The organism is Sphingomonas sp. (assembly GCF_042096255.1).
Taxonomy (GTDB): Bacteria; Pseudomonadota; Alphaproteobacteria; order Sphingomonadales; family Sphingomonadaceae; genus Sphingomonas.
The window spans coordinates 40,546-65,095 of record NZ_JBELLZ010000005.1 but is presented as its reverse complement, the minus strand read 5'-3'; the positions used below and the strand labels follow the sequence as shown (position 1 = coordinate 65,095).

Annotated in this window: 21 protein-coding genes; 12 read left to right on the top strand and 9 right to left on the bottom strand. The window is 68.1% G+C overall.

Features of this window, described 5'->3' with window-relative positions; all coding sequences use genetic code 11:
* Positions 1-94: 94 nt before the first annotated feature.
* Complete coding sequence (locus ACFDTH_RS02020; protein ID WP_375285834.1) at positions 95-1,702, top strand: phosphoenolpyruvate carboxykinase; 1,608 nt, start codon at positions 95-97, stop codon at positions 1,700-1,702.
* A gap of 85 nt (positions 1,703-1,787) precedes the next feature.
* The gene (locus ACFDTH_RS02015) at positions 1,788-2,867 is read left to right on the top strand and encodes a mechanosensitive ion channel family protein (RefSeq protein ID WP_375285833.1); all 1,080 of its coding nucleotides are present in this window, start codon (positions 1,788-1,790) and stop codon (positions 2,865-2,867) included.
* Here the strand turns inward: ACFDTH_RS02015 and ACFDTH_RS02010 are convergent.
* On the bottom strand, positions 2,833-3,285 hold the full coding sequence (locus tag ACFDTH_RS02010; RefSeq protein WP_375285832.1) for an NfeD family protein: 453 nt from the start codon (positions 3,283-3,285) through the stop codon (positions 2,833-2,835). The genes ACFDTH_RS02015 and ACFDTH_RS02010 overlap by 35 nt on opposite strands.
* Positions 3,282-4,259, bottom strand: coding sequence for an SPFH domain-containing protein (locus ACFDTH_RS02005; protein ID WP_375285831.1), 978 nt, complete (start codon positions 4,257-4,259; stop codon positions 3,282-3,284). Before ACFDTH_RS02005 ends, ACFDTH_RS02010 begins: the two co-directional genes overlap by 4 nt.
* Positions 4,260-4,378: 119 nt before the next feature.
* Here ACFDTH_RS02005 and guaB point away from each other — a divergent pair, with 119 nt between their 5' ends.
* On the top strand, positions 4,379-5,836 hold the full coding sequence (gene guaB / locus ACFDTH_RS02000) for an IMP dehydrogenase (protein WP_375285830.1): 1,458 nt from the start codon (positions 4,379-4,381) through the stop codon (positions 5,834-5,836).
* 6 nt (positions 5,837-5,842) lie between these two features.
* On the opposite strand, the gene ACFDTH_RS01995 is transcribed toward guaB, so the two are convergent.
* Positions 5,843-6,301: a VOC family protein gene (locus tag ACFDTH_RS01995; RefSeq protein WP_375285829.1), complete on the bottom strand. Its 459-nt coding sequence runs from the start codon at positions 6,299-6,301 to the stop codon at positions 5,843-5,845.
* 137 nt (positions 6,302-6,438) lie between these two features.
* Here ACFDTH_RS01995 and ACFDTH_RS01990 point away from each other — a divergent pair, with 137 nt between their 5' ends.
* Positions 6,439-7,488 (top strand): Na/Pi cotransporter family protein, encoded by a 1,050-nt coding sequence (locus ACFDTH_RS01990; RefSeq protein WP_375285828.1) that lies wholly within the window; start codon positions 6,439-6,441, stop codon positions 7,486-7,488.
* Positions 7,489-7,492: 4 nt separating this feature from the next.
* Here ACFDTH_RS01990 and ACFDTH_RS01985 read toward each other — a convergent pair whose 3' ends face one another.
* Positions 7,493-8,794, bottom strand: a complete 1,302-nt coding sequence (locus ACFDTH_RS01985) for an acetamidase/formamidase family protein (RefSeq protein ID WP_375285827.1) — start codon at positions 8,792-8,794, stop codon at positions 7,493-7,495.
* A gap of 176 nt (positions 8,795-8,970) precedes the next feature.
* On the opposite strand from ACFDTH_RS01985, the gene ACFDTH_RS01980 reads away from it, so the two are divergent.
* The 6 genes from ACFDTH_RS01980 to ACFDTH_RS01955 are packed head-to-tail and all read left to right on the top strand — an operon-like array spanning position 8,971 to position 15,085.
* Positions 8,971-9,930, top strand: coding sequence for a c-type cytochrome (locus ACFDTH_RS01980; protein ID WP_375285826.1), 960 nt, complete (start codon positions 8,971-8,973; stop codon positions 9,928-9,930).
* Entirely contained in the window at positions 9,927-12,446 is a 2,520-nt protein-coding gene (gene ctaD, locus ACFDTH_RS01975; protein ID WP_375285825.1) for a cytochrome c oxidase subunit I, read from the top strand. Before ACFDTH_RS01980 ends, ctaD begins: the two co-directional genes overlap by 4 nt.
* Positions 12,443-12,820, top strand: a complete 378-nt coding sequence (locus ACFDTH_RS01970; protein WP_375285824.1) for a hypothetical protein — start codon at positions 12,443-12,445, stop codon at positions 12,818-12,820. Before ctaD ends, ACFDTH_RS01970 begins: the two co-directional genes overlap by 4 nt.
* Positions 12,817-13,389 (top strand): cytochrome c oxidase assembly protein, encoded by a 573-nt coding sequence (locus ACFDTH_RS01965; protein WP_375285823.1) that lies wholly within the window; start codon positions 12,817-12,819, stop codon positions 13,387-13,389. The genes ACFDTH_RS01970 and ACFDTH_RS01965 overlap by 4 nt, the downstream gene beginning before the upstream one ends.
* On the top strand, positions 13,386-14,468 hold the full coding sequence (locus ACFDTH_RS01960) for a c-type cytochrome (protein ID WP_375285822.1): 1,083 nt from the start codon (positions 13,386-13,388) through the stop codon (positions 14,466-14,468). Before ACFDTH_RS01965 ends, ACFDTH_RS01960 begins: the two co-directional genes overlap by 4 nt.
* 17 nt (positions 14,469-14,485) lie before the next feature.
* Positions 14,486-15,085: an exopolysaccharide biosynthesis protein gene (locus ACFDTH_RS01955; RefSeq protein WP_375285821.1), complete on the top strand. Its 600-nt coding sequence runs from the start codon at positions 14,486-14,488 to the stop codon at positions 15,083-15,085.
* A 105-nt stretch (positions 15,086-15,190) separates the two neighbouring features.
* Here ACFDTH_RS01955 and ACFDTH_RS01950 read toward each other — a convergent pair whose 3' ends face one another.
* On the bottom strand, positions 15,191-17,077 hold the full coding sequence (locus ACFDTH_RS01950; RefSeq protein WP_375285820.1) for an ABC transporter ATP-binding protein: 1,887 nt from the start codon (positions 17,075-17,077) through the stop codon (positions 15,191-15,193).
* Positions 17,078-17,308: 231 nt separating this feature from the next.
* On the opposite strand from ACFDTH_RS01950, the gene ACFDTH_RS01945 reads away from it, so the two are divergent.
* Both ACFDTH_RS01945 and ACFDTH_RS01940 read left to right on the top strand, forming a co-directional pair.
* A complete protein-coding gene (locus tag ACFDTH_RS01945) occupies positions 17,309-18,484 on the top strand; it encodes an RsmB/NOP family class I SAM-dependent RNA methyltransferase (RefSeq protein WP_375285819.1) in 1,176 nt (391 codons plus the stop codon).
* Between the two features lie 34 nt (positions 18,485-18,518).
* Positions 18,519-19,022, top strand: coding sequence for a tetratricopeptide repeat protein (locus ACFDTH_RS01940; RefSeq protein WP_375285818.1), 504 nt, complete (start codon positions 18,519-18,521; stop codon positions 19,020-19,022).
* On the opposite strand, the gene rsmA is transcribed toward ACFDTH_RS01940, so the two are convergent.
* The 4 genes from rsmA to ACFDTH_RS01920 all read right to left on the bottom strand — a co-directional run bounded on the left by rsmA (position 18,983) and on the right by ACFDTH_RS01920 (position 24,488).
* On the bottom strand, positions 18,983-19,834 hold the full coding sequence (gene rsmA, locus ACFDTH_RS01935) for a 16S rRNA (adenine(1518)-N(6)/adenine(1519)-N(6))-dimethyltransferase RsmA (RefSeq protein ID WP_375285817.1): 852 nt from the start codon (positions 19,832-19,834) through the stop codon (positions 18,983-18,985). The two genes, ACFDTH_RS01940 and rsmA, sit on opposite strands and share 40 nt — an antisense overlap.
* Complete coding sequence (gene pdxA, locus ACFDTH_RS01930; RefSeq protein WP_375285816.1) at positions 19,831-20,820, bottom strand: 4-hydroxythreonine-4-phosphate dehydrogenase PdxA; 990 nt, start codon at positions 20,818-20,820, stop codon at positions 19,831-19,833. Before pdxA ends, rsmA begins: the two co-directional genes overlap by 4 nt.
* 4 nt (positions 20,821-20,824) lie before the next feature.
* Positions 20,825-22,171: a peptidylprolyl isomerase gene (locus ACFDTH_RS01925; RefSeq protein ID WP_375285815.1), complete on the bottom strand. Its 1,347-nt coding sequence runs from the start codon at positions 22,169-22,171 to the stop codon at positions 20,825-20,827.
* An 85-nt stretch (positions 22,172-22,256) separates the two neighbouring features.
* On the bottom strand, positions 22,257-24,488 hold the full coding sequence (locus tag ACFDTH_RS01920) for an LPS-assembly protein LptD (protein WP_375285814.1): 2,232 nt from the start codon (positions 24,486-24,488) through the stop codon (positions 22,257-22,259).
* Between the last annotated feature and the right edge of the window lie 62 nt (positions 24,489-24,550).

Sequence of the window (24,550 nt, the reverse complement as noted above, 5' to 3'; positions counted from 1 at the left end):
AATCGACTTGACGGCTCAATGCCGCACGGTGGACTGCTTTTTTTGCAGGCCGAACGCGGTCAAACGCAAAACGCAAAAACCGAGAGGGAAAACAATGAGCGACCGAATCCCGGACGCCGGGCTGGAGAGCCAGGGCATCGAAACCCGTGCGACCCTGCACTGGAACCTCGTCACCGCGCGGCTCGTGGAAACCGCCGTCGCTCGCGGCGAGGGCAAGCTTTCCGCCGACGGGCCGCTGGTCGTCGAAACCGGCCCGCACACCGGTCGCTCCGCGCAGGACAAGTTCATCGTTCGCGATGAGAAGACCGAAGGCACGGTCTGGTGGGGCAAGACCAACAAGGGCATGGAGCCAGCGCATTTCGCCGCACTGAAGGCGGATTTCCTCGCCTGCCTGCGCGAGAAGGAGCACCTTTACGTCCAGGACCTCTACGGCGGATCACAGCCCGAGCATCGGGTGCGAGTCCGCGTGATCAACGAGCTTGCGTGGCACAATCTGTTCATCCGGACCATGCTGGTCCGCCCCGAGGAGCAGGAACTCAAGGGCTTCGCCGCCGACTATACGATCATCGACCTGCCCAGCTTCCGCGCCGATCCCGCACGCCACGGCACCCGGTCCGAGACAGTGATCGCGGTGAACTTCTCCGAGAAGCTCGTGCTGATCGGTGGCACGCGCTACGCCGGCGAGATGAAGAAGTCGGTGTTCGGCATCCTCAACTACCTGCTGCCACCCACCGGCGTGATGCCGATGCACTGTTCCGCCAACATGGGGGCGGACGGTCGCACCGCTGTATTCTTCGGCCTGTCTGGCACCGGCAAGACCACGCTGTCCGCCGATCCCAAGCGCACGCTGATCGGTGACGACGAGCATGGCTGGTCCGACACCGCGGTCTTCAATTTCGAAGGCGGCTGCTACGCCAAGATGATCCGCCTGTCGGAGGACGCCGAGCCGGAGATCTTCGCTACCACCAAGCGCTTCGGCACCGTGCTGGAGAATGTGGTGATGGACCAGGTGACCCGCCAGCTCGACCTCGACGACGCAAGTCTGGCCGAGAACAGCCGCGGCGCCTATCCGATCGACTTCATTCCCAACTCGTCCGAGCAGAACATGGGCGGCGTGCCGAGCAACATCGTGATGCTCACCGCCGACGCCTATGGCATCCTGCCGCCGATCGCCAAGCTGACGCCGGACCAGGCGATGTACCACTTCCTTTCAGGCTATACCGCCCGGGTGGCCGGCACCGAGATCGGCGTGACCGAGCCGGATGCCACGTTCTCCACCTGCTTCGGCGCGCCGTTCATGCCGCGTCATCCCTCCACCTACGGCAACCTGCTCAAGGAGCGGATCGCACGCGGCGGAGTGGATTGCTGGCTGGTCAACACCGGCTGGACGGGCGGCAAGTATGGGACCGGGCACCGCATGCCGATCAAGGCGACGCGCGCGCTGCTCAACGCCGCCCTGGACGGCAGCCTCAACGATGCGGAGTTCCGCACCGATCCGAACTTCGGTTTCAAGGTGCCGGTGAACGTGCCGGGCGTGGACGCCACCATCCTAGATCCTCGCACGACTTGGTCCGACAAGGACGCCTACGATGCGACTGCCGCGAAGCTGGTCGATCTGTTCAATGAGAATTTCGCACAGTTCGCCGATCATGTGGACCAGGGCGTGCGCGACTCTGCGCCCCGGGTGATGCAGTCGGTTTGATCCGCTTGCCCGTCGGCCGTCGTGACCGGCCGACGGGTGATCGTGACGGCGGGAACTCCGCTCGTCGCACCGCATTCCCGTTCGCATGCGCAGCATTGAACGGTTCTTTGACAGCTTGCCGAACTGGATCAGTCACGCGGCCATAATCGTCGGGGCGGTGATCGCGGCGTTGCTGCTCCACGTCGTTCTTCATGGGATCGCCCGCCGTATCGCCGCGCGCACCCCCGACTCGGTCGACGACGCGGTCGTGGACCTGTCGCGCTCGCCCTTGCGCTGGATTGCGGTCGCTGTGGCGCTGACCCTGTCGCGCCGCTTCCTTGATCTGCCGCGCTGGGGCGACGAGCTCTGGTCGCTCGCGGCCGGGCTAATCGTGCCGGCACTGATCGGCTGGTTCTTCGTGACGCTGATCCGCGTCCACGTCCGCGCGGTCGAACTGCGCTACGACATTGCGGTCGAGGACAACCTGCGCGCCCGGCGCAAACGGACGCGGGTGGCAATTCTCGGGCGGATCGCGGTGTCTGCGGTGGTGGTGCTCGCGGTCGCGCTGATGCTGCTGTCGATTCCCAGCATCCGCAGCATCGGCATCACTTTGATGGCCTCCGCCGGCCTTGCCGGCCTCGCGGTCGGCGCCGCGGCGCAGCCCGCGCTCAAGAACGTCATCGCCGGAATCCAGATGGCGTTCACCGAACCGATCCGCATCGACGACGTCGTCATCGTCGACGGAGAATGGGGCAAAATCGAAGACATTCGCCTCACCTATGTGGTGGTGGCGATCTGGGACGAGCGGCGGCTGGTGGTGCCGGTCAGCCGCTTCCTCGAACAGCCGTTCGAGAACTGGACCCGCGACACCAGCCGCCTGTTGGGCAGCGCGTTCTTCTGGCTCGATCCGACCGCCGACATAAGCCGGCTGCGCGCCAAATATGAGGAGATCGTCCGCGCCAACTCCCGCTGGGACGGCCGGGCCTTCGTGCTCCAGGTCACGGAGACCAAGCCCGACGCGATCGAGGTCCGCGTGCTCGCCACCGCCAAGGATGCGCCCACCGCCTTTGACCTGCGCTGCGACATCCGCGAGGCCATGCTCGCCTATATCCGAGACGAGATGCCCGAAGCGCTGCCCCGCCAGCGGCTGATCATCGATCCCCGGGAGGAAAAGGCTCGACCGTAAGGAGAGTGCCGGAAGCGCCGACGATCCTCGCCTGAGCACCGACCGGCAGGTCGGGCCCGCTCGCCGGCCATTCGCCATCGCCGACGCGCACCCGGCCGCGACCACCGTCGATCGCCTCCACCACCGTGACACGCGCGCCGATCAGTCGCGCCAGGCGGTCGTTGAGCATCGGATCGCTCGTCTCCACCGGATAGTCGCGGTACCAGCGCTTGCCGATCAGCACGATGATTGCGCTCCACACCGCAAAGGCGCCCAGCTGCGCGGCGGACGACAGGTCCGGCAGCGCCAGCGTCGCCACGCCGACGATTGCTGCCGCCAACGCCAGAAAGACGAGGAAGACGCCCGGAACGAGCAACTCGGCGATCCCCAGCGCCGCCGCCGCGGCGAGCCACCACAGGCCGGGCTCGTCGAAGTTCATTCGGCGCGGCGAACCACGACGCCGGGGCGGGTCGCTGGTGCGGCGGGCGGCGTCGGCGCGGCGCCGCCTTCCCCCAGCGCTTCCTTGGCCAGTGCACCGATCCCGCCAAGCGTGCCGATCAACTGCGTGGCTTCCACCGGGAACAGGATGGTCTTGGCATTGGGGCTGGTGGCGAACTTGCCCACCGCCTCGACATATTTCTGCGCGACGAAATAGTTGATCGCCTGCGTGCCGCCGCGCTCGATCGCCTCCGAGACGACCTGGGTCGCGCGCGCCTCCGCCTCCGCCGCACGCTCGCGCGCCTCGGCGTCGCGGAACGCCGACTCCTTGCGGCCCTCCGATTCGAGGATGCGCGCCTGCTTCTGCCCTTCGGCCCGCAGGATCTCGGCGGCGCGCGCACCTTCGGCGTCGAGGATGTTGGCACGCTTCTCGCGCTCCGCCTTCATCTGCCGGCCCATGGCGTTGACGATGTCAGCGGGCGGGCGGATGTCCTTGATCTCGACGCGGGTGATCTTGACGCCCCAGGGCGTTGTCGCGTGATCGACCACGTTGAGCAGCCGGGCGTTGATCTCGTCGCGCTTCGACAAGGTCTCGTCGAGGTCCATCGAGCCCATCACCGTGCGCAGGTTGGTGGTGGTGAGCTGGAGCAGCGCCACGTACAGATCGCTCACCTCATAGGCCGCCTTCGGCGCATCGAGCACCTGAAAGAAGACGACCCCGTCGGTCGAGATCATCGCATTGTCCTTGGTGATGATCTCCTGGCCAGGGATGTCGATCACCTGCTCCATCATGTTCACCTTGCGGCCGACACGATAGAAGAAGGCGGGATAGAAGTTGAAGCCGGGCGCCGCGGTGTTGGTGTAGCGGCCGAAATGCTCGATCGTATATTGATAGCCCTGACGGACGATCTTGATGCTCATCATCAGGTAGAAAAGTACCAGCAGCAGTGCCAGCCCTACCAAGGTCGTCAGCATCGTTGCGCCCCCTCCGTTCCGGTCCCGTATTCTAGCACCGGGCGGGGCAGGGGCCTAGCGGAACCGGCCGGTCGCGGTTACATGGCCCGCCACTCCCGCTCCCCACGGAAATGGCACCCATGGACATCCGCCTCGGCCTCACCTTTGACGACGTGCTCCTCGTGCCCGGCGAGAGCGAGGTACTGCCCTCGGGTGCCGACACCCGCACCCGCGTCACCAAGGGAATCGCGCTCAACATCCCGATCCTGTCTGCCGCGATGGATACGGTGACCGAAGCGGACATGGCGATCGTGATGGCGCAGCTGGGCGGCATGGGCGTGCTCCACCGCAACCTCACCGTCGAGCAGCAGGTCGCCGCGGTGCGCCAGGTCAAGCGCTTCGAGAGCGGCATGGTGGTCAACCCGATCACCATCGCGCCGCAGGCGACTCTGGCCGATGCGCAGGCGCTGATGCGCGACAACCGGATCAGCGGGATCCCGGTGGTCGAGGCGGACGGGCGGCTGGTCGGCATCCTCACCAATCGCGACGTGCGTTTCGCCGAGAACCCGGCGCAGCCTGTGGCGGAGCTGATGACCCGCGACAACCTCGCCACCGTTTCCACCGGCGTCACCTCGGACGAGGCGCGCCGTCTGCTCCACCAGCGCCGAATCGAAAAATTGCTGGTGGTGGACGAGGCCTATCGGTGCGTCGGCCTGATCACCGTCAAGGACATCGAGAAGGCGGTGACGTATCCCGAGGCGACCAAGGACGCCGCCGGCCGCCTGCGCGTCGCCGCCGCCACCACCGTCGGCGACAAGGGTTTCGAGCGCACCGAGGCTTTGGTCGATGCCGAATGCGACCTGATCGTGATCGACACCGCCCACGGCCACAACCGCGACGTCGCCCGCGCGGTCGAGCGGGTGAAGAAGCTGTCGAACTCGGTCGAGGTTGTCGCGGGCAACGTCGCCACCGCCGAGGCGGCGCGTGCGCTGGTCGAGGCGGGGGCGGACGGGATCAAGGTCGGCATCGGGCCAGGGTCGATCTGCACCACTCGCATCGTCGCGGGCGTCGGCGTGCCGCAGCTCACCGCGGTGATGGATTGCGCCGAGGAGGCGTTCAAGTCCGGCGTGCCGGTGATCGCCGACGGTGGCCTGCGCACCTCGGGCGACCTCGCCAAGGCGCTCGCCGGCGGCGCCTCGACCTGCATGGTCGGCAGCCTGCTGGCGGGCACGGAGGAAGCGCCCGGCGAGACCTTCCTCTACCAGGGGCGTGCCTACAAATCGTATCGCGGCATGGGCTCGGTCGGGGCGATGGGCCGCGGCTCGGCGGATCGCTATTTCCAGGGCGACATCAAGGACCAGCTCAAGCTGGTGCCCGAAGGGATCGAGGGCCAGGTCGCGTTCAAGGGCCCGGCGCGCGACGTGATCCACCAATTGGTCGGCGGCATCAAGGCGGCGATGGGCTATACCGGCGCGGCGACGCTGGAAGCGCTGCGCCAGCGCGCCCGCTTCGTCCAGATCACCGGCGCGGGGCTCAAAGAGAGCCACGTCCACGACGTGACCATCACGCGCGAGGCGCCGAACTATCCGACGCGCTGACCGGGCTCAGCGCTGCTTCAGCCGGTCGTTGATCTCGATCCAATAGCCGTCAGGGTCACGCACGAAGATTTGCTGGACGCCATCGCCGCGGGTCTGCGGCGTGTGGCGGCCCCCGATGTCCTCCCAGGCGATCTTGTGCGCGTCCAGCCGCCGGATCATCGCACCCATGTCCGCGCAGGCGAGCGCGATATGGTCCCATTTGCCGAGCGCGACCGGTTCGGGTCGCCCCGGGATGATGTGGAGGGTGGTGCCGTCGCCGAACCGCAGCCAACGCGCCATCGGCACTGGCGCCGGAACTTCCTGCAGGTCGAATAGGGCGCGGTAGAAGGCGACACTTCTCGCGGCATCTGCGACATGGATCGCGACATGGTCGAACGCGGCGGCGGTCGACGGTGGTGCCGGCTGCGTTGCTGCGGGTGCGGCGACAGCCAGCAGCAGGAGGGCGATCGGACCTAGCGTGCGCACCGGCGGCTCCCGTCATCCGCGACGGCGAAAGGTCGCACCATCGCCACGGCCGGTCAAGGTGGCACGGAGGCGAGACCGGAGCGCGCGCCGCGCCACGCCGTCATCGCCTGGTCACATGCCGATGAGAGCTAGGTCGGATGAGCCTGCGCTTCCCGCTCCTCGCGCTCCTGCTGCTGGCGACCGCGACGGGAGCGCAAGCGCAGGGCAAAGCGCCCGAGATCGATTCGGTCGCGCTGGCGATGGGGATCCTCGGCGGGCTCGCGCTGTTCCTCTACGGTGTGGACCTCCTCGCCGGCGCTCTGAAGCAGACGCAAGGCGGGCGGTTCCAGAAATTGCTCGAACGCACCTCCGCCAACCGCTTCGCCGCGTTGGGCAGCGGCACGGCGGCGACGGTGGTACTCGACTCCTCCTCGGTGGTGATTATCCTGCTGATCACCGCGGTGGATGCGGCGCTGGTGCCGTTCGGGCACGCGCTGCCCGTGATCCTGGGTGCGAACATCGGCACCACCTTCTCCAGCCAGGTGTTCGCCTGGAACGTCGACACCTATGCGCCGGTGCTGATCGCGGCCGGGCTGATCTGGAAGGCGCTGGGCAAGTCCGACGGCGCCAAGCTTCGCGCGACGATCCTGATCGGCCTCGGGCTGGTGCTGTTCGGCCTCAACATCATCGGCACGGCCGCGGAGCCGTTGCAGGAGCATCCGGAGATCCTCCAGCTGCTGCGCCGGCTGGAGAACCCGCTGCTCGGGCTGCTCGCCGGCGCGGTGGCGACCATTGCGATCCAGTCCTCCTCCGCGATGATGGGGATCGTGATCACGCTGGCGGGCGGCGGGCTGATCACCCTTCCGGCGGGGATCGCGATCATGCTGGGGGCGGAGATCGGCACCTGCGCGGATACGCTGGTCGCGACGATCGGCCGTTCACGCAATGCGGTACGCGCGGGCATATTCCATCTCGCCTTCAATCTCGCTTCGGCGCTGGTCGGCGTGCTGCTGGTCGAGCAGCTCGCCGCGGTGGCGACGCTGACGGCGCAGGACACCGGGCAGCGCATCGCCAACGCGCATGTGCTGTTCAACGTCGCCGGCGCGCTGCTGGTGCTACCGTTCGTGCGGATGCTGGCGCGTGGGCTGGAGCGGCTGTTGCCGGAGCGAGAGGAAAGTCGGGAAGCGGCGCGAAGCGATCACGCCTGAGCCGCTAGTCTGCCCTTCGGGCAGGCAGCAGGCGCTTGTCGATCCGCGCCTCGACGCCCACGCTGCGGCCGGCAAGGTTCGGCACCGAGAAGCGCACCGCCGTTCCCATCACCTGCGCTGCTTCGGAGAGCGACAGGCCGTAATCCTGTCGCAGCCACTGGATCATGCCGCCGCTTGCCGAGCGCAGCGCCTCGTCCAGCGAGCCTGCCTGACCAAGTGTCATCAGCGCCTCGGCCGATTCGATCCGCGGCAACGGGATCGTGCGGCCGCGAATCACCTCGACGCGGAAAGAGACGTTCATGGACGTCTCCAGGCCATATTGGCTGGTCTCGCCATCGCCCTGAGCGGCGTGCGCATCGCCCAGGTACAGAAGGGCGCCGGGCTGTTGCACAGGAAGGAGGACGGTGTTTCCGGCGGCGACCTGCGGCCAGTCCATGTTCCCGCCGGTGCGCGCGGTGTCGCCGGTGGACATCGGCGGCGTGCCGAAGCCGGGCGCCAGCCCCAGTCCGCCCAGCATTGGACGTAGCGGTATGCGAAAGCCGGCCAGCTTTCCTGTCGCGTTTTCAGGCTGAGCCGTTCCCCCCTTCAGGTCCAGCCGCCAGCGGACCGGCTTGCCCAGCAATTGCGCCTCGCCGGCGAGCGCGGGGGTCACCGCCCGCGACACGATCGAGTCGAGGCTGTCGGCCCAGTCGCGATTGGGCGTGAGCGCAAGGATGTGGACCGCAAGCGTGTCGCCGATGCGCGCGCCCGCGACGAAGAACGGGCCGGTCTGCGGATTGCCGAACAGGGCGCGGGTGACGCCCTTCCCATCGATGCCGCCCGAATCGATCGTGGAGGTGTGCACCGTGTCGCCGGGCCAGATGGTGAGAACGGGCGGCCGGTCCGCGGAGAAGGTGTTCGAATAGTCGCTGGGCTGAAAGCGGATCTCTCGCGGCCCGCCCGCAGGCCGGTCGGGGATGCGCCGTCCGGTGAAGCGGAAGGAGAGGCGCTTCTGCGGAAAGTTGTTGTCCGGATAATCGGCCTCGCCGTTCAGCCCATTCGCCGTCCGCGTCGCGTCGAAGCGGAAGACCTCGCCACGCTTGGTCCTCGCGGTGACGCGCAGGCGACCGTTCCGAATCTCGCCGGTCACCGGGTCTTCATCCCAGTCGCCGGAGACGGATTCACCGGCAGTGTGGATGGTCAGGATCGAATATTCGGGCGTGCCGAAGCGATCGGTGATCAGCAGCCATTGCTGCTCTGCGGTCTGCTCCGCCGCAGCGGGTGTTGCCGCCAACACGATCGTTGCGGCAAGCATTCGAGCACGCATCGGCTTCTCCCTCCTGTGACTACACGCGTAGTCGAAACCGATGCCGAACGCAAACCCGCCAGGACGGATGCAAGCAACCTTATGTAATAACCGGTGCCTTCCCGGCCCGCAGGGTAGCGTCTAACAGCGAGGGGGTGAGCCCACCGTCGCACCTGACTGCCCGGACGTGTCGCGCGGTGGCCGGCGCTCTCCTGGCACTTGCCTCACTCACGCTTTCGGCCTGCAATCGCCAGCAGTCCGCGCTCGCTACCTTCGGCGAGGAGGCTGCCGCGCTTCGCTCGCTGACATTGTACCTCGTGATCGGCGCGCTGGTGATCGCCGCCACGGTGGCTGCGCTGGTCTGGCGGGCGATGCGCGCACCCGATGGCGAGATCGGGCATCGCGGCGGCATGCGGCTGATCTTGTGGGGCGGCGCGGTGGTGCCGACTTTGGTGCTGTTCGGCCTCCTTGTCGCAGCTCTGCCGTCGATGCGGCCCCGCCCGGTCGGCCCCGCGGACCTGCGCATCCGGGCAACCGGCGAGCAATTCTGGTTCCGCATCGAATATCTGCCGCCCGGCGCTGCGCCGGTCGTCTCCGCCAATGAGGTGCGCATTCCGGTCGGCCGTACCGTCGAGTTCGAGCTGCTCGGCGGCGACGTGATCCACAGCTTCTGGATTCCCGGGCTCGCCGGCAAGATGGACATGATCCCCGGCCGGGTGAACCGCCTGCCGGTCCGCGCGACGAAGCCGGGTCGCTTCCGCGGCCAATGCACCGAATTCTGCGGGCTTTCCCACGCGCTGATGGCGTTCGACGTAGTGGCGATGGAGCCGGCCGCCTTCGACCGCTGGCTCGCCGGGCAGCGCCGCCCGGCGGGGGCGGCAAACCTGCCGGGCCGCGCTCTCTTTGCCAGCTATGGCTGCGGCGGTTGCCATACGGTGCGCGGGCAGGGGCACCAGAGCGCCATCGGCCCCGACCTCACCCATTTTGGCTCGCGGCCGACGCTCGCTGCCGCCATCCTGCCGCAGGACGAGGCGACGCTCGCCCGCTGGGTCCGTCAGCCCGCAAGGTTCAAGCCGGGCGTCCGCATGCCCGAATACGGCCACATGCCCGAAACCGACGCGGTGGCGATCGCGCGCTACCTGAAGGCGCTGCGATGAGCCTGCACGACCAGGACGATCCCGCGCTCCGTCAGGCGCAGGAGGCGCGGCTGCGCGCGGTGTGGAAGGCGCCGGAAGGCTGGCGCAAATGGTCCGATACCAACAACAACCGTGTCGGCGTCTGGTATGTCGTCACCGCCTTCGCCTTCATGCTCTTCGCGGGCGTGCTGGCGCTGGTGATGCGCACGCAGCTCGCCGCACCCGACAGCGACATCGTCTCCGCTTCGACCTTCAACCAGCTGTTCACGCTGCACGGGTCGATGATGATGTTCCTGTTCGCGGTGCCGATGTTTGAGGCGGTGTCGATCGTCATCCTCCCGCAGCTGCTCGGCGCGCGCGACCTGCCGTTCCCGCGCCTCTCCGCCTTCGGCTATTGGAGCTTTCTGCTTGGTGGCGTGTTCGTCGCCGGCTCGATCTTCTTCGATGCCGCGCCCGACGGCGGCTGGTTCATGTACCCGCCGCTCACCACCCGCACCGACCTCAGCGGCGTCGGCGCGGACATCTGGATGCTCGGCCTGTCGTTCATCGAGGTGTCGTCGGTGGCGGCGGCGGTGGAGCTGATCGTCGGCGTGCTCAAATGCCGTCCGCCCGGCATGCGGCTCAACCTGATGCCGCTCTACGCCTGGTACATCCTGGTGGTGGCGGTGATGATCCTGTTCGCCTTCCCGCCGCTGATCGCCGGAGACCTGCTCTTCGAGCTGGAGCGGCTGCTCGGCTGGCCGTTCTTCGACGCAAGCAAGGGCGGCGACCCGCTGCTGTGGCAGCACCTGTTCTGGATCTTCGGCCACCCGGAAGTGTACATCGTCTTCCTGCCATCGATCGCCTTGTTCGCGATGCTGATCCCCACCTTCGCGCGGCGTCACCTGATCGGCTATCCGTGGATCGTGCTGGCGGCGGTGGGCACCGCCTTCCTCAGCTTCGGCCTGTGGGTTCACCACATGTTCACCACGGGGTTGCCCAAGATCAGCCTCGCGTTCTTCTCCGCCGCGTCGGAGGCGGTGGTGATCCCCACCGGCGTCCAGATCTTCGCCTTCATCGCCACGCTCTGGGCCGGCCGGATCACCTGGTCGACGCCGCTGCTGTACGCCACTGGGAGCCTCGCGATCTTCGTCATCGGCGGTCTCACCGGCGTGATGGTGGCGATCGCGCCGTTCGACTGGCAGGCGCACGACACCTATTTCGTCGTCGCGCATCTCCACTATGTGCTGATCGGCGGCACGCTGATGCCCTTGTTCGCCGGGCTTTACTATTATTGGCCGCTGGTGACCGGAAAGAAACTGTCCGACCGGATCGGCCGCACCGCCTTCTGGATCCTATTCGTCGGCGCGAACCTCACCTTCTTTCCGATGCACCTGACCGGGCTGGAGGGCATGCCGCGCCGCGTGTTCACCTATCCGGCCGAGCTGGGCGTGGGCGGGCTCAATCTCACTTCGACGTTGGGCGCCTTCCTGTTCGCCGCCGGCGTCGCGCTGGTGGTTCTCGACACTTTGCTGTCGCCCTGGCGCGGGAAGGCACCGCGCAACCCCTGGGGCGCCGGCACGCTGGAATGGCTCGCCGGACCGCAGGACGAGAATTGGGGCGTGCGCTCGATCCCGCTGATCGAGAGCCGCTATCCGATCTGGGATCAGAAGGACTTCGTCCGCAAGGTGGATGAGGGCCGCTTCTTCCTGCCCGATGCGGAGGAGGGGCGGCGCGAGACCCTGGTCACCACCGTGCTCGACGCGCGACCGGTGTCGGTGATCCGGCTCGGCACGCCGAGTTTCATCCCGATGCTCACCGCCTTTGCGCTCGGCGGCGTGTTCATCTTCACCACATTCCACCTCTACTGGTCGGCGGTGGCGAGCGGGGCGGTCACGCTGGCGCTGGTGCTGCGCTGGTTGTGGACCACCGCCGAAATCCCGGAGAAACGCTGCAAGCCGATCGGCCATGGCCTCGAACTGCCGCTCTACATATCGGGCTCAAAGGCGCCGGGCTGGTGGGCGATGTTCATCACTATGATGGCGGATGCGACCGCTTTCTCGGGCCTGGTTTTCGGCTATTACTTCTTCTGGACCGCCAAGCCCGATTTCCCGCCCAGCGGTCCCGGTCTCGACGGCCCGGGCGTGTGGTGGCCGATGCTGGCGCTGGCGCTCACCGCAGCAAGCTGGGCGGTGACGGTGGCGGCTCGCGAGCTCAACCGGCGCGGCATGGTCGGCGCCACCCGCGCGCTGCTCGTCGGCGGGATTTCGCTGGTGCTAGCGGGGGGCTGGGCGGTGATCGCCGGACCGTGGCAGGCGGGCATGGACCCCAAGGAGCATGCCTATCCCGCGATCGTCTGGGCGCTCGCCGGCTGGACCGCCGCGCATGCCGCGGTAGCCGCGATCGCGCTCGGCTACACGCTCGCGCGCAGCCTCGCCGGCCGGATGACGCCCGGCCATGACGCGGACTTGCGGAACGTCACCGTCTATCAGCATTTCATGCTGTTCACCGTGCTGGTCGCCTGCCCGACGATCGGCCTGTTCCCGGAGGTGGCATGAGGCGGATCACCGGCCATCTTCGCGCCCGCGACGTCACCTTGTGGACGCTGATCGTTCCCCCGACCAGCTGGGCGGTGCATTTCCTGTTCTCCTACCTGTGGGCGGCGATCCAGTGCGCAAAGGCGGGCGGCTTCGCCTGGTATCCGGCGATCTACTGGGGCGGCACCGCGCTGGCCCTGGTGGTGATCGTCGCCGCCGGGCTGGTCGCCATCGTCCAGGCGCGCACGCCGGGCGACCCGCCGCCGCACGAGGAAGGCACGCGCGTTGATCGCACCCGATTCCTCGCCTATGCCACCGGGCTGCTCGCCGGCCTTAGCTTCGTCGGCGTGGTGTTCACCGCTCTGCCGGTGATCTTCATCACGGATTGCCGGTGAGGCGCGCGAGCCTTCTCGCCGGCCTTGCGCTGCTGCCGCTCGGCTGGGCCGCGGCGGGGGCAGGGGGGATGACCGGGCATATGGCGGGGCACATGATCGCGGTCGCGGTCGCGGCGCCGCTGCTCGCCTGGGGGCAGGGCGGTACGCGGCTCGATCCCGCCCGCCGTTGGCCGCGGGCGGTGACGCCGATGGCGATGATGGTGGTGGAGCTGGCGGTGGTCTGGGGCTGGCACCTGCCCGCCGCGCGCGCCTTTGCCGAGACGGTCCCCGCCGCCTTCGTGCTGGAGCAGGCGATGTTCCTTTTCGCCGGCCTGCTGCTGTGGGCGGCGGTGCTGGGGGCGGGAGCGAACCGGCGCGCGGCGGGGATCGGCGCACTCTTGCTCACCTCGATGCACATGACCCTGCTCGGCGCGCTCGTCGGCCTCGCCCCGCGGCCGCTCTATGCGCACGGCCATGGCCTCGCCGACCAGCAGCTCGGCGGCGTCGTGATGCTGATGATCGGCGCGGGCAGCTATCTCGCCGGCGGGCTGGCGATGCTCTCGACCCTCCTGCGGGAGCGGCCGGCATGAACATCCGCATCACCTGGCTGCGCGCGCTGCTCACGCTGATCGGTGCGGCGCTGCTCGGCCTGCTCCTCACCTGGTCTGGCGTGATCCCGATCGGCGCCTCCTCGGGCCATTGGCGGATCACCGACTGGGGGCTGCACTGGGCGATGGAGAATTCCGTCCGCACCCACACGATCCTGCAAGCGCCCGATCTGGAGCGCGAGGACGGCGGGCTGGTCAGCGCCGCCGGCCATTTCGCGCAGAGCTGCGCCGCCTGTCATGGCGCGCCGGGCGTGCTGCCGCTGCCGGTGATGCGCGCCGCCACGCCGCATGCGCCCAACCTCCAGCTGAACGCCCCCAAGTGGACGGACGCGCAGCTGTTTTACATCCTCGACCACGGCGTGAAGTTCACCGGCATGCCCTTTTGGGCGGCGCGTGACCGGCCGGACGAGATTCGCCGCATGGTCGCCTTCCTCCGCGCGCTGCCCAGTATGACACCCGAGCGATACCGCGCGCTGGTGCAGGGCCCGGACCGTCCGGTGCAGGGGCTCGCGCCGGGCACGGTGGCGAAGTGCACCGGCTGCCACGGTGCCGACGGCATGGGGCGCGGCCAGGCCGATATCCCCATCCTCGCCGGGCAGAAGCCGGCCTATCTGCTCGACGCGCTCCGCCGCTACCAGACCAACCGTCGTTCCAGCGCGGTGATGCGCCAGGCAGCGGCGCAGCTCCGGCCGGAGGAGATGATCGCGCTCGCCCGGCATTTCGCCGCGATGCCGATCAGCAGCCCGCAAGCGAGGCCCGATCCCAATCGCGAGCGCGCGCGCTTCCTCGCCGAACGCGGCCTGCCCGATTGGGAACTGCCCGCCTGCCTTTCGTGCCATGATCCACGCCGCGCCGGCGCCGCGCCGATCCTGCACGGGCAGCGCGCCGCCTATCTCGCCGCCCGCCTCGAGCGTTGGCGCGGGTCCGAATATGTCGTCGAGGCCAAGAAGTCCCGCGACGTCATGCCGACGATTGCGCGCCGCATCCCCAAGGAAATGATCGACCCGCTCGCCGGCTACTTCGAGGCGGCGCCACACCCGGCCGGAACCGCCCCGCGCTGAACGGGGTTGGCCGTGCGATGGCAGAAGAACCCAAGAACGTCGGCGAGATCCTCGACCGGATCGACGAGATCGCCAACGAGGGCGACGTGTCGCTCGGCCATGTCGCCGAGGCGATGGGTACCCGTGCGCACGGGCCCTTCCTGATGGTCCCCGCGCTGATCGACATCTCGCCGGTTGGCAGCATCCCTGGACTGCCGACGCTGCTGGCGGTGGTGATCGTCATCACTGCGGTGCAGCTGCTGTTCGGCGGTCGGACCTTGTGGCTGCCCGGCATCCTCGCCCGCCGCTCGCTCTCCGCCGGCAAGGCGCGCAAGACGACGGAGAAGCTGCGCGGGGTGGCGCGCTTCCTTGATCGCTGGTTCCACGGTCGCCTGCCGGCGCTCACCAAGGGGCCGTTCGTGCGGGTGGCGGCGGCGCTCGTCATCCTGCTCGCCTTCACCGTCCCGCCGCTGGAGCTGTTCCCCCTCGCCACCACCGCACCAATGGCGGCGATCGCCGCGTTCGGGCTGGCGCTGCTGGTGCGCGACGGCCTGCTGATGGTGATCGCGACGGTGCTCGCCGGCGTGGCGGTGGCGGTAGGGCTGGGGCTTGCTGGCGGCAGCAAGTCGGGCGGTTAGTGTCCTCTTCGCCCAACCGCCGTTCGCCCTGAGCGAAGTCGAAGGGCAGGCGCGACGCTAACCAAGGTGCTTCGACTTCGCTCAGCACGAACGGGAGGTGAGATCCTACGCAGCACGAGATCCCGGCTCGTCGTCGTCGGACCAGGGTAGCCGCGCCCGCACCATCCGGCGGAAGGCACCGCCGCGCTCCGACATCTGGCGCAGATACGGAGTCGCCGACGACAGGTCGAAGCCGAACCCGGTCGGGCGGTCCAGCCCCTCCACTTGGCGCAGCCACAGCTGGCGGAACGCGCCGTCCTTGCGGCGGAGCAATTCCTGCGGCCGGCCATCCTCCACCAGCCGGCCGTCCTCCACCACGATCACGCGATCGAAATTGACGATCGTCGACAGCCGGTGCGCCACAGCGATCACCGTGCGGTTCTCTATCAGCGCGTCCAGCCCCGCCTGCACCTCCAGCTCCGATTCCGAATCGAGCGCCGAAGTCGCCTCGTCGAGCAGCACGATGCGCGCGTTCTTTAGGAAGGCGCGCGCGATGCCGATGCGCTGGCGCTGCCCGCCCGACAGACTGGTGCCGCGCTCGCCGACGATGCTGTCATAGCCATGCGGCAGGCGGCGGATGAATTCATCGCAACCCGCCGCTTCGGCCGCCCGGTGCACGTCTTCGTCGCTCGCCTCGGGATGCGCGAAGCGGATGTTCTCCATCACCGATCGATGGAACAGCAGCACCTCCTGCGGCACCACCGCCAGCGCGTCGCGCAGGCTTTCCTGGGTGACAAGGTCGACCCGCTGGCTGTCGATCAGCACCTCGCCCGATTGCGGATCGTGCAGCCGCTGGATCAGCTGGAGCAGAGAGGACTTGCCCGCGCCAGACGGGCCGACCACGCCCAGCTTCTGCCCGGCCGGCACGTGCAGCGAGAAATCGTGGAGCACGGGGTGGCGCGCGTCATAGCCGAAGGTGACGTGGCGCATCTCCACCTTGCCCTCGCCGACGCGCAGTCTCGCCGCATCGGGCACGTCCTGCAACGTCTGCGGCACGCCGATGATGTCCAGCGTCTCGCGCAGGTAGCTCACCTGCTGGCTGGTATCGATCAACGCCATCGCCAGATCGCGCGAGCCGTGGAGGATGCGGAAGGTCATGGTGCTGATGATCACCACGTCGCCGGTGGTGATCGTGCCGGTGGACCAGCGCCCGATCGCCCACAGCAGCGTGCCACCCACCATGATCGCCAGCGCCGCATCGTGCAGCCCGCGCATTCGCTCCACGAAAAACCAGCCGCGCCTTTGCGCGTCTGCCTCATGGTGCAGGAAGTCGCGCAGCCGCTCCAACTCGCGCTGCTTGGCGGCAAAGGCCTTCACCACCCAGATGTTGCCGATCAGGTCGATCAGCTCGCCGCCCACCGTGCCGGCGCGTTCGGCGAAGTCGCGGTGGTGAACATGGCCGCGGAAGCCCAGCAGCACCAGGCCGACCGTCACCAGCACGAAGATCGTCCCCAGCGCAACCGCCATCGCCACGTCGATCGTCACGAAGATCATCATCGCGCCGGTGAACACGATCAGCGGCGGCGTCACTTCCTGAAGGAGCCGGTGGATGATCGCGCCGAAGATGCCGGCGAGGCCCGAGATGCGATGCCCCAGCGCGCCCGCGCGCTGCGTCTGAAAGAAGGGCATTTGGTGCTCGGTGAGGTGGTTCACCATGTCGAGCCGGATGCCGACGCCCGACACCACCGTGGCATGCCCCAGGGTCAGCGCGGCGGCCCGCTGAAGGCCGCTTTCGCAGATCACCAGCCCGATGAAGATGCCCAGCGCGGTATAGACCTCGCTGCGCACCCGCACTGCGCCCGTCATCGAATCGATCAGCAGCTTCATGGCATATTGCACGCCGATCGAGCTGACCGAGGCGCCTGCGATCAGCAGGCCCAGGAACAGGAAGATCCACGGCCGCGCCGCGACATAATGTACCAGGAACCGGAACGGGCTCGTCAGATAGGGCATGGTTGCTCTTTTTCGCGCGTCGGCGATCGGGCTGCCAACTCCCGGCCGACGATTTGGTGCCGCCTGCGAAACGATCCCGCAGCGGATTTGCCGCTGTCCTACACGCCCCGAACGGGTGCATGAGCGCGCCATGCCTCGCCTCGTCCCGCTTCGCACAGCCTCCGCCGCTTTCTTACCGCGCTGCAATACCGCTTTGCGCCTCAACCGCCTCAATTCGTCTTCACTCCGCCGATGACTCCGGCTGCGCGTACCCAGGCCGCGATCGAGATCGTCGATGCCGTGATCGCGGCCGCGCGCAGCGGCGGGGCGGCGGCGGACACGATCGTCCAGCGCTATTTCGCCGAGCGCCGCTATGCCGGGTCCAAGGATCGCCGCGCAGTGCGTGAGCTGGTGTTCGCCGCGATCCGCCGGGCAGGGGAGGTGCCTGCCTCCGGGCGTGCTGCGGTGTTGGCGCTGGCCCAAGACGATACCGTGCTCGCTGCTACGTTCGATGGATCGCGTCACGGTCCGGCGGCGATCGATCCCGACGAACCGGCCGCACCAGCGGGGGCGGCGCCGGGGTGGTTGCTGGATCGGCTTGCCGCGTCCGGGCTGGGCGAAGACGAGGCGGCGGCACTGGTCTTCCGCGCGCCGCTCGATCTCCGGATCAACCGACGGCTTGCCGAGCCTGCGGAGATCGCTGCGCTACTGCCGGCAGCGCAGCCAATCGCTGGCCTGCCCGATGCACTGCGCCTGCCGCACGGCAGCGATGTCGCCGCGCTCGCCGGCCAGGTCGAGGTGCAGGATGCGGGCAGCCAGGCAGTGACGCTGGCGGCCGAGGCGAAGTCGGGCATGACGGTCGTCGATCTGTGCGCGGGCGGCGGCGGCAAGACCCTCGCGCTCGCCGCCGCCATGGAGAACCGTGGCCGCATCCTCGCCAGCGACATCGACCGCGCACGCCTGTCCCGGCTTCCCCCCCGCGCTGAACGTGCCGGCGTCACCATTGCCGAGACCCGCCTGCTCGATCTTGGTCGCGAGCTCGAAGCCCTGGCGGACTGGCGCGCCGCCGCCGATGTTGTCCTGGTCGATGCACCCTGTTCGGGCACCGGCACCTGGCGCCGCAATCCGGAGGCGCGCTGGCGGCTCACCCCAGAGCGGCTCGACCGCTATGTGTCGATGCAGGCGCAGGTGCTGAACGTCGGTGCCGCGCTGGTCCGCCCCGGTGGCGCGCTCGTCCACATCGTCTGCTCGCTGCTCGATGCAGAAGGGGCAGACCAGGTCGATCACTTCCTCGCCGCGCATCCCGGCTGGTCCGCCGAGCCCCTGTCGCTGCCGTGCGGCCAGCCGCGCGGTGCCGGTCTGCGTCTCACGCCAAGTCACGACGGCACCGACGGTTTTTTCGTCGCACGCCTGCGCGCCCCGTGCTAGCTGTCACCTCATTGTGCCCAAGCTGGAGCCGATCATGCGTTATTCGACCGTTGCCGTCGCCGTCTCACTGGCGCTGCTCTCGGTCTCGGCATCGCTGAGCGGGCAAAAGCCCGTCGCATCGATCGACGGGCAGTCGCTGGAACTGTTGGCTCAGGCGAAGGCCGCGCGTGCCACGGGCAACCTCGAAGGTGCCACGGACCTGCTGGAAACCGCGGTGGCGGTGGATCCGCGCAACCGGCAGGCGTTCGTGCTGATGGCGGAGATGGCACAGGCCCGCGGCTTGCCGGGCAAGGCGATCCGGCTGTACCGCGAGGCGCTAGTGCTCGATCCGGGGGACGTGCAGGCGCTCCAGGGTCAGGGCGCGGCTCTGGTGCAGAAGGGCGCGGTGACCCAGGCGCGCGCCAATCTCGCCAAGATACGACAGCTGTGCCGCACTGCCTGTGCCCCGGCCACGCAGCTTTCTGCGGTGATCGCCAAGGGCCCGCCGATCACCACCGCTCAGGCGGTGCCGCCCAAGCGCCCCACCGCCGACGAATAGCGCGCCAGCGCAATCCATTCCGCCACGCTCACCGTCTCCGGCCTGCGCGTGGGATCGATCCTCACCGCCGCCAGCGCCTCGATCGCGCCTGGGACGCCCTTGAGGCCCTGGCGCAGCATCTTGCGGCGCTGACCGAAAGCTGCGGCGGTCAGCGCCTCCAGCACCGGCGGATCAATGGCTTCCGGTTGCGGCTGCGGCGTGATCGCCACCACCGCCGACATCACCTTCGGCGGCGGGGTAAAGGCGGAGCGGTGGACCGGCATCGCGATGCGCGCCGAGGCGCGCCACTGCGCAAGTACCGAAAGCCGGCCATAAGCATCCGAGCCCGCAGGTGCGACGATCCGATCGGCCACTTCGCGTTGAAACATCAAAGTCAGGCTTTGCCACCACGGCGGCCAGGACGTCGTCAGCCAGCCGACCAGCAGAGCGGTTCCAACGTTATAGGGCAGGTTGGAGACAATGTGCGGGCGCTCCGTCAAGGCGGCGAGATCGATCGCGAGCGCGTCGCCCTCAATTACGGTAAGGCGCCCCGGATAGGCTCCTTCCAGTTCCGCGAGCGCCGGGATGCAGCGCCGGTCGCGCTCCACCGCCGTCACCCGCGCGCCCGCGGCGAGCAGCGCGCGGGTCAGGCCTCCCGGGCCCGGGCCGATCTCCAGCACCGGCACGTCGGTCAGGTCGCCCGGGATCGCGGCGATGCGCGCGAGCAGCTGCGCATCGAGCAGGAAGTTCTGACCCAGCGCCTTGGACGCGGCGAGCCCGTGGCGCGCGATCACTTCGCGCAGAGGCGGCAGCGGCTCCAGCGGTGCGATCACGCTGCGGCGGCTCGCCGGCGCGCGGCCTCCCCGGCCATGGCGATGGCGGCGATCATCGCGCCAGGATGGGCCGCATCGCGGCCGGCGAGCGCAAAGGCGGTGCCGTGATCGGGCGAGGTGCGCACGACCGGGAGCCCCAAGGTCATGTTCACCCCTTCGTCGAAGTGCAGCGTCTTGAGCGGCACCAATGCCTGGTCGTGATATGGGCAGAGTGCCGCGTCATAGCCCGCACGGGCACGCGGATGGAACATCGTGTCCGCCGCGAACGGACCCGTCGCATCGACGCCCTGTTCCTTGAGTTGAGCGATCGCAGGCGCGATCACGTCGATCTCCTCGCGTCCGAGGGCGCCGCCCTCACCGGCATGGGGGTTTAGCCCCGCGAAAGCGAGACGGGGAGAAGCGATCCCGAAATCGCGACGCAGGCCGCGCGCGGTGGCTAGCGCCTTGGCCACAATCAGCTCGATGGTCAGCAGGCCGGGCACCTGCGCCAGCGGAACGTGCGTTGTCAGCGGCACGACGCGTAACGTCGGTCCCGCCAACATCATCACCGCGTTGTCGCGGGCGATCCCACAACGCTCGGCGACGAACTCGGTCTGGCCCGGGTGCGTGAACCCCACGCCGTAGAGCTGGGCCTTGGACACGGGCCCGGTCACCAGCGCTGCGGCCGCGGCGGACCGGGCCAGCCCGACCGCCACCTCCAGGGCATGAAGGGCAGAACGAGCGCCATCGACGTCAGGCACGCCCGGCGTGATGTCTCCGCCCTGATCGATGTGTAGCACGGGTAGCGCGTCGGCGAAGACAAGGGCGGCCTCGTCCATCGAGTCGACTCGCCTGAGCGGTCCCGCCGACACCCTCTCGATTGCACGCGCATCACCAACCGCAACGAACGGCGGCAGCACATGTCCGTCGCGGGCGGCCCAGGCCTTGGCGACGATCTCGGGCCCGATCCCTGCCGGATCGCCAAGCGAGACCGCGATGGGCGCCATGGGTCTAGCGATACTCGATCACCGCATCGCGGCGAAGGTCGCGCAGAGCTTGCTGGGCACGCAAGTTGACGCGCTGCTGCTCGATTTGGCTCTGAATTTGCTCGGCACCGGGCAGACTGCCGCTCCGGGCGTCGTCGCGGCCGCAAAGCACCAGCGCGCGCACGCCCTCACCGGGGGAACCGAAGGGCGGCGTCGCTTCACCGACCTGGAGATTTAGAAGGATGGTCTGGAGCTGCGGCGGCAGGTCGCGGATGCGGATGGTGTCGTTGGCGACCACCTCCGCTCCGATGCCGGCCGCGACCTTCTCGACCGAGCCGCATCCCTGGAGGCTCTGAAGGGTCTTGGCGAACTCGCCCGTTCGCGCGCTTGCCTGTGCCTGCGTGTAACCCTTGGGGAAGTTCACGGTGATTTGCTTCAGGCTAAGCCGCGCATCGCGCGGATCGGCGGTGAGCACCTGCCGCTTGTCCTGAAGGTACAGGATGGAGAACCCGCCCGGAACCTCGATCGGCCCCGCAACCTGGCCCACCTGCATCTCCTGTGCCGCTTGGCCGAGTGCCTCGGGCAACTGCGCTAGCCGAATCCAGTCGAGATCGCCCCCGACCGCCTTCGTCGACGCTTCGGAGAAGTTGCGAGCGTAATAGGAGAACGGCGCCTGACCGCGCTGGATTTGCTCGATCAGCTGGCGGGCGTTGGCGAAGACCTGCTGCGCGCGATCAGGAGTTGCGGCCAGGAAGATCTCGCTCAGATGATATTCGTCCGTGCCCTTTGCCGCCTCCAGGCGATCGATGATCGCCTTCACTTCTTCCATGCCGACGTTGACGTTGGGCTCGATGCGGCGGCGCAGATAGCGCGACCAGGCGAGCTCACCCTCAATCTGACGGCGGAGCGAACGCTCGGACGAGCCACGTTCGCGCAAGAAGGCATTGAACTGCGCCGGCGTCTGCTTGAAGTTGGCCGACACGCGGGCCAGGCTCTGATTGATCTCCGCGTCGGTGATCGTGACGTCGGCGGTCTTCGCCTGCTGGATCTGCAGCGTCTCGTCGATCAGCTGCCGGAGGACCTGAAGGCGCAGCCGATCACGCTCCTCGCCCGCGATCTGCACGTTATTGGCGGCGGCGACCAGCGCAACGCGCTGGTCGACGTCGGTTGCGGTGATCACCGAATCGTTGACGATCGCGGTCGCCTTGCGGACGTTCGGATCGACCTTGCCGAAGACCTGTAGGTTTTCCGGGATGTTCAGGTTCGTCTGGGGAACCTCGCCATCGCGCACCGTGTCCTGCGCGATCGCACCCGCCGCCATCGTCACCGCCACGGCCGCGCCGGTCCAGCGACGCCATGCCGTCTTCATCATCGATTGAACCACTCTGCTCCGCCGTTCCCAACGTGCGACCGATGCGCACTGCCGCACGTGTCGCCGAACCTCGCTGAACCGCGGCTTAGCGACCCAGGTTGGTTAGCGCCAGCGTCAACAGGAAGCTGTCGCCGCGGCGGGCGTCGCCTAGGGATGTGTATTCACGCTTCCAGGCGAGGCCGAGACGGAGGCAATCGTCCTCATATTCGACGCCGACGCGGTGCCGCAGCGGATCGAAGCCGTCCGCGATCGAGAAGATATCCTCGCTGTTGTCGGTCAGGTCGATGATCGTCGACCCGAACACGGACCAGAAGCGCGCAAGCTGGACGCGCCCGGCGAGACGGATCTCCTCACGGTCGCGGAGATCCTCCAGTCCTTTGATGTTGCGATTGAGGCGAAGATAGCCGGCCAGAGCGTAGGTGGTATGCGAACCGACGGTCGCATCCACCTCCGACCGCCGCACCGCCATGCTGTCCTTGTCGAAGCGGTAGCGATAGGTGAACGCGACGAAGTCGCGATAGCGCACCTGTGTGCGTCCGACGATGTCGGAGAAGCGGTCGCTCAGCCCGGTGCCGTCCGGCAGGATGGAGGGCCGCTCGTTGAGGCGGTAGCTCTGGCCGACGATGGTGGAGATGGCGAGGCCCGGCAGGTCCAGGTTCCATTCGGCGCCATAGGTCGCCCGGCTCGAATCTTCGAACCGGTCGTACCCTGCGAACCGATTGAGTGCGAACAGGTTCGAATCCTCCAGGTCGACCGCGCGCGCATCCTCATTGGGGATGTCGAGATTCTCGATCCGCGGGGAGGCGACGATCTGGAAGCGCGGCGTCAGCCGCTGCACGCCGCCGAACGCTTCGCCGATCAGCGGCCAGCGCACGTCTACGGCGAGGGCGCCGATCGCACGCGAGCGGAAGCCATCGAGCCCGCGATAGCTGGGGGTGTCGGTCGCAAGTGGGTCGTTGGTGTTGTACGCGTCCGCGCGCGCATAGGCTGTGAGGGTGACCTCCTGTCCCCAGCGGGTCAGCGCGGAGACGTCGTATTTCGCCGCCGCGAATGCGCGCTGCGTGTCCTGCCCGGCATGGCGCGAGATTGCCAGCGTGTTCGCCTGGACTTGCAGGTTGCCGCCGAACGCGATGTTCCGGAAAATGCGGCGATAGTCGAACTCGGGCAGCGCCACGGGTTGCAGGCCTTGCCGGTCGTTCTGGCGCAGCGTCTGCACCGCCCAGCCGGCCAGCGAGAAATAGCTGTCCGCATCCACCCGCTCCAGCGCCACGGTGCTGCGGATGCGGTCGTCGCTGGAGATGTCGTAGCGGCGAAGGAAAGTGCGATCGGTGACCAACCGGAGCGAGGTGGAGAGACTCCACTCCGGCGAAAGCTGGAAACGGCCAATACCGTCGATATAGCCACGAAACGCCTGCGTGGTGTCGGTGACCCCCGAGTTGACGTCATCGCTGCGTCGGCTTGCCGTCGCATAGCCGGTAATGCTGAACGCGCCGGTGGTGTCGAGTTGACGGTAGTTCGCCTCCAGCATCGGCAGCACGCTGGTGAAGACGTGCGGCGTCACAGTTAGCCCGCGATTCTCGCCGATCGCCCAGTAATAGGGCACCGCCGCTTCCAGGCCGTTGACCCGGCCGATCCGGAACGACGGGCTCAGCAACCCGCTGTCGCTGCCCCCGCCCACCGGGTGCGAAAGGCGCGGTAGCGGCAGCGAAGGGAGGCCGAACAGGTTGAATCTTGCGCCGTCATAGTAGACCCGCTTGCGGTCGGGCCGATACGTCACGCGGACCGCCGTGATCTTCCAGCTCGGCTCCTTCGGGCAGCCCTCCGTATCGACTACCGCACACGGCGTGTACGCAGCTTGCAGCAGCGACACGGTCCCATTCTCCGCACGTGTGCCCCGAACCGCCGCGATCCGGCCACCCTGGTTGAGGACGACCAGCATGTTTTCGACCAGCCCGTCCTTGAGCGAATCGGTCAGCTCGATCTGGTCGCCATAAGCGATATCGCCGTCGGGATTGGTGACGGCGATGTTGCCGGTCGCGACGACCTTGCCCGTGTTGCGATCCCAGGTGACCTTGTCCGCGCGCAGCCGTTCGCCCTGCCGGCTCATCCGAACTTCGCCCGAGGCGACCACGACATCGCCCTCCAGATCATATTCGAGCTGGTCGGCGGTGAAGCGCACCTGATCGTCGGACGCGGGGGCCGGCGCTTCGGCCACGGTGGGCGGGGCGACCTCGCGGTCCTGGAGCGTCTGCGCGGCGGCCCCGCCCGCGATGCAGGCGAGCGGCACGGCACAGCTGGCCAGCAGGAAGGAACGCATCACGCTCGTCGCAAACCCCTTTTCGCCGCCGCATCGCTGCAACGGGCATGACCGCGCCTATC

Excerpts from the sequence above, each read along its gene's own strand:
- ACFDTH_RS02020 (WP_375285834.1), top strand. The coding sequence starts at position 95 with ATGAGCGACCGAATCCCGGACGCCGGGCTGGAGAGCCAGGGCATCGAA.
- ACFDTH_RS02015 (WP_375285833.1), top strand. The coding sequence starts at position 1,788 with ATGCGCAGCATTGAACGGTTCTTTGACAGCTTGCCGAACTGGATCAGT.
- ACFDTH_RS02010 (WP_375285832.1), bottom strand. The coding sequence starts at position 3,285 with ATGAACTTCGACGAGCCCGGCCTGTGGTGGCTCGCCGCGGCGGCGGCG.
- ACFDTH_RS02005 (WP_375285831.1), bottom strand. The coding sequence starts at position 4,259 with ATGCTGACGACCTTGGTAGGGCTGGCACTGCTGCTGGTACTTTTCTAC.
- guaB (WP_375285830.1), top strand. The coding sequence starts at position 4,379 with ATGGACATCCGCCTCGGCCTCACCTTTGACGACGTGCTCCTCGTGCCC.
- ACFDTH_RS01990 (WP_375285828.1), top strand. The coding sequence starts at position 6,439 with ATGAGCCTGCGCTTCCCGCTCCTCGCGCTCCTGCTGCTGGCGACCGCG.
- ACFDTH_RS01985 (WP_375285827.1), bottom strand. The coding sequence starts at position 8,794 with ATGCGTGCTCGAATGCTTGCCGCAACGATCGTGTTGGCGGCAACACCC.
- ctaD (WP_375285825.1), top strand. The coding sequence starts at position 9,927 with ATGAGCCTGCACGACCAGGACGATCCCGCGCTCCGTCAGGCGCAGGAG.
- ACFDTH_RS01970 (WP_375285824.1), top strand. The coding sequence starts at position 12,443 with ATGAGGCGGATCACCGGCCATCTTCGCGCCCGCGACGTCACCTTGTGG.
- ACFDTH_RS01960 (WP_375285822.1), top strand. The coding sequence starts at position 13,386 with ATGAACATCCGCATCACCTGGCTGCGCGCGCTGCTCACGCTGATCGGT.
- ACFDTH_RS01955 (WP_375285821.1), top strand. The coding sequence starts at position 14,486 with ATGGCAGAAGAACCCAAGAACGTCGGCGAGATCCTCGACCGGATCGAC.
- ACFDTH_RS01950 (WP_375285820.1), bottom strand. The coding sequence starts at position 17,077 with ATGCCCTATCTGACGAGCCCGTTCCGGTTCCTGGTACATTATGTCGCG.
- ACFDTH_RS01945 (WP_375285819.1), top strand. The coding sequence starts at position 17,309 with ATGACTCCGGCTGCGCGTACCCAGGCCGCGATCGAGATCGTCGATGCC.
- ACFDTH_RS01940 (WP_375285818.1), top strand. The coding sequence starts at position 18,519 with ATGCGTTATTCGACCGTTGCCGTCGCCGTCTCACTGGCGCTGCTCTCG.
- pdxA (WP_375285816.1), bottom strand. The coding sequence starts at position 20,820 with ATGGCGCCCATCGCGGTCTCGCTTGGCGATCCGGCAGGGATCGGGCCC.
- ACFDTH_RS01925 (WP_375285815.1), bottom strand. The coding sequence starts at position 22,171 with ATGATGAAGACGGCATGGCGTCGCTGGACCGGCGCGGCCGTGGCGGTG.
- ACFDTH_RS01920 (WP_375285814.1), bottom strand. The coding sequence starts at position 24,488 with ATGCGTTCCTTCCTGCTGGCCAGCTGTGCCGTGCCGCTCGCCTGCATC.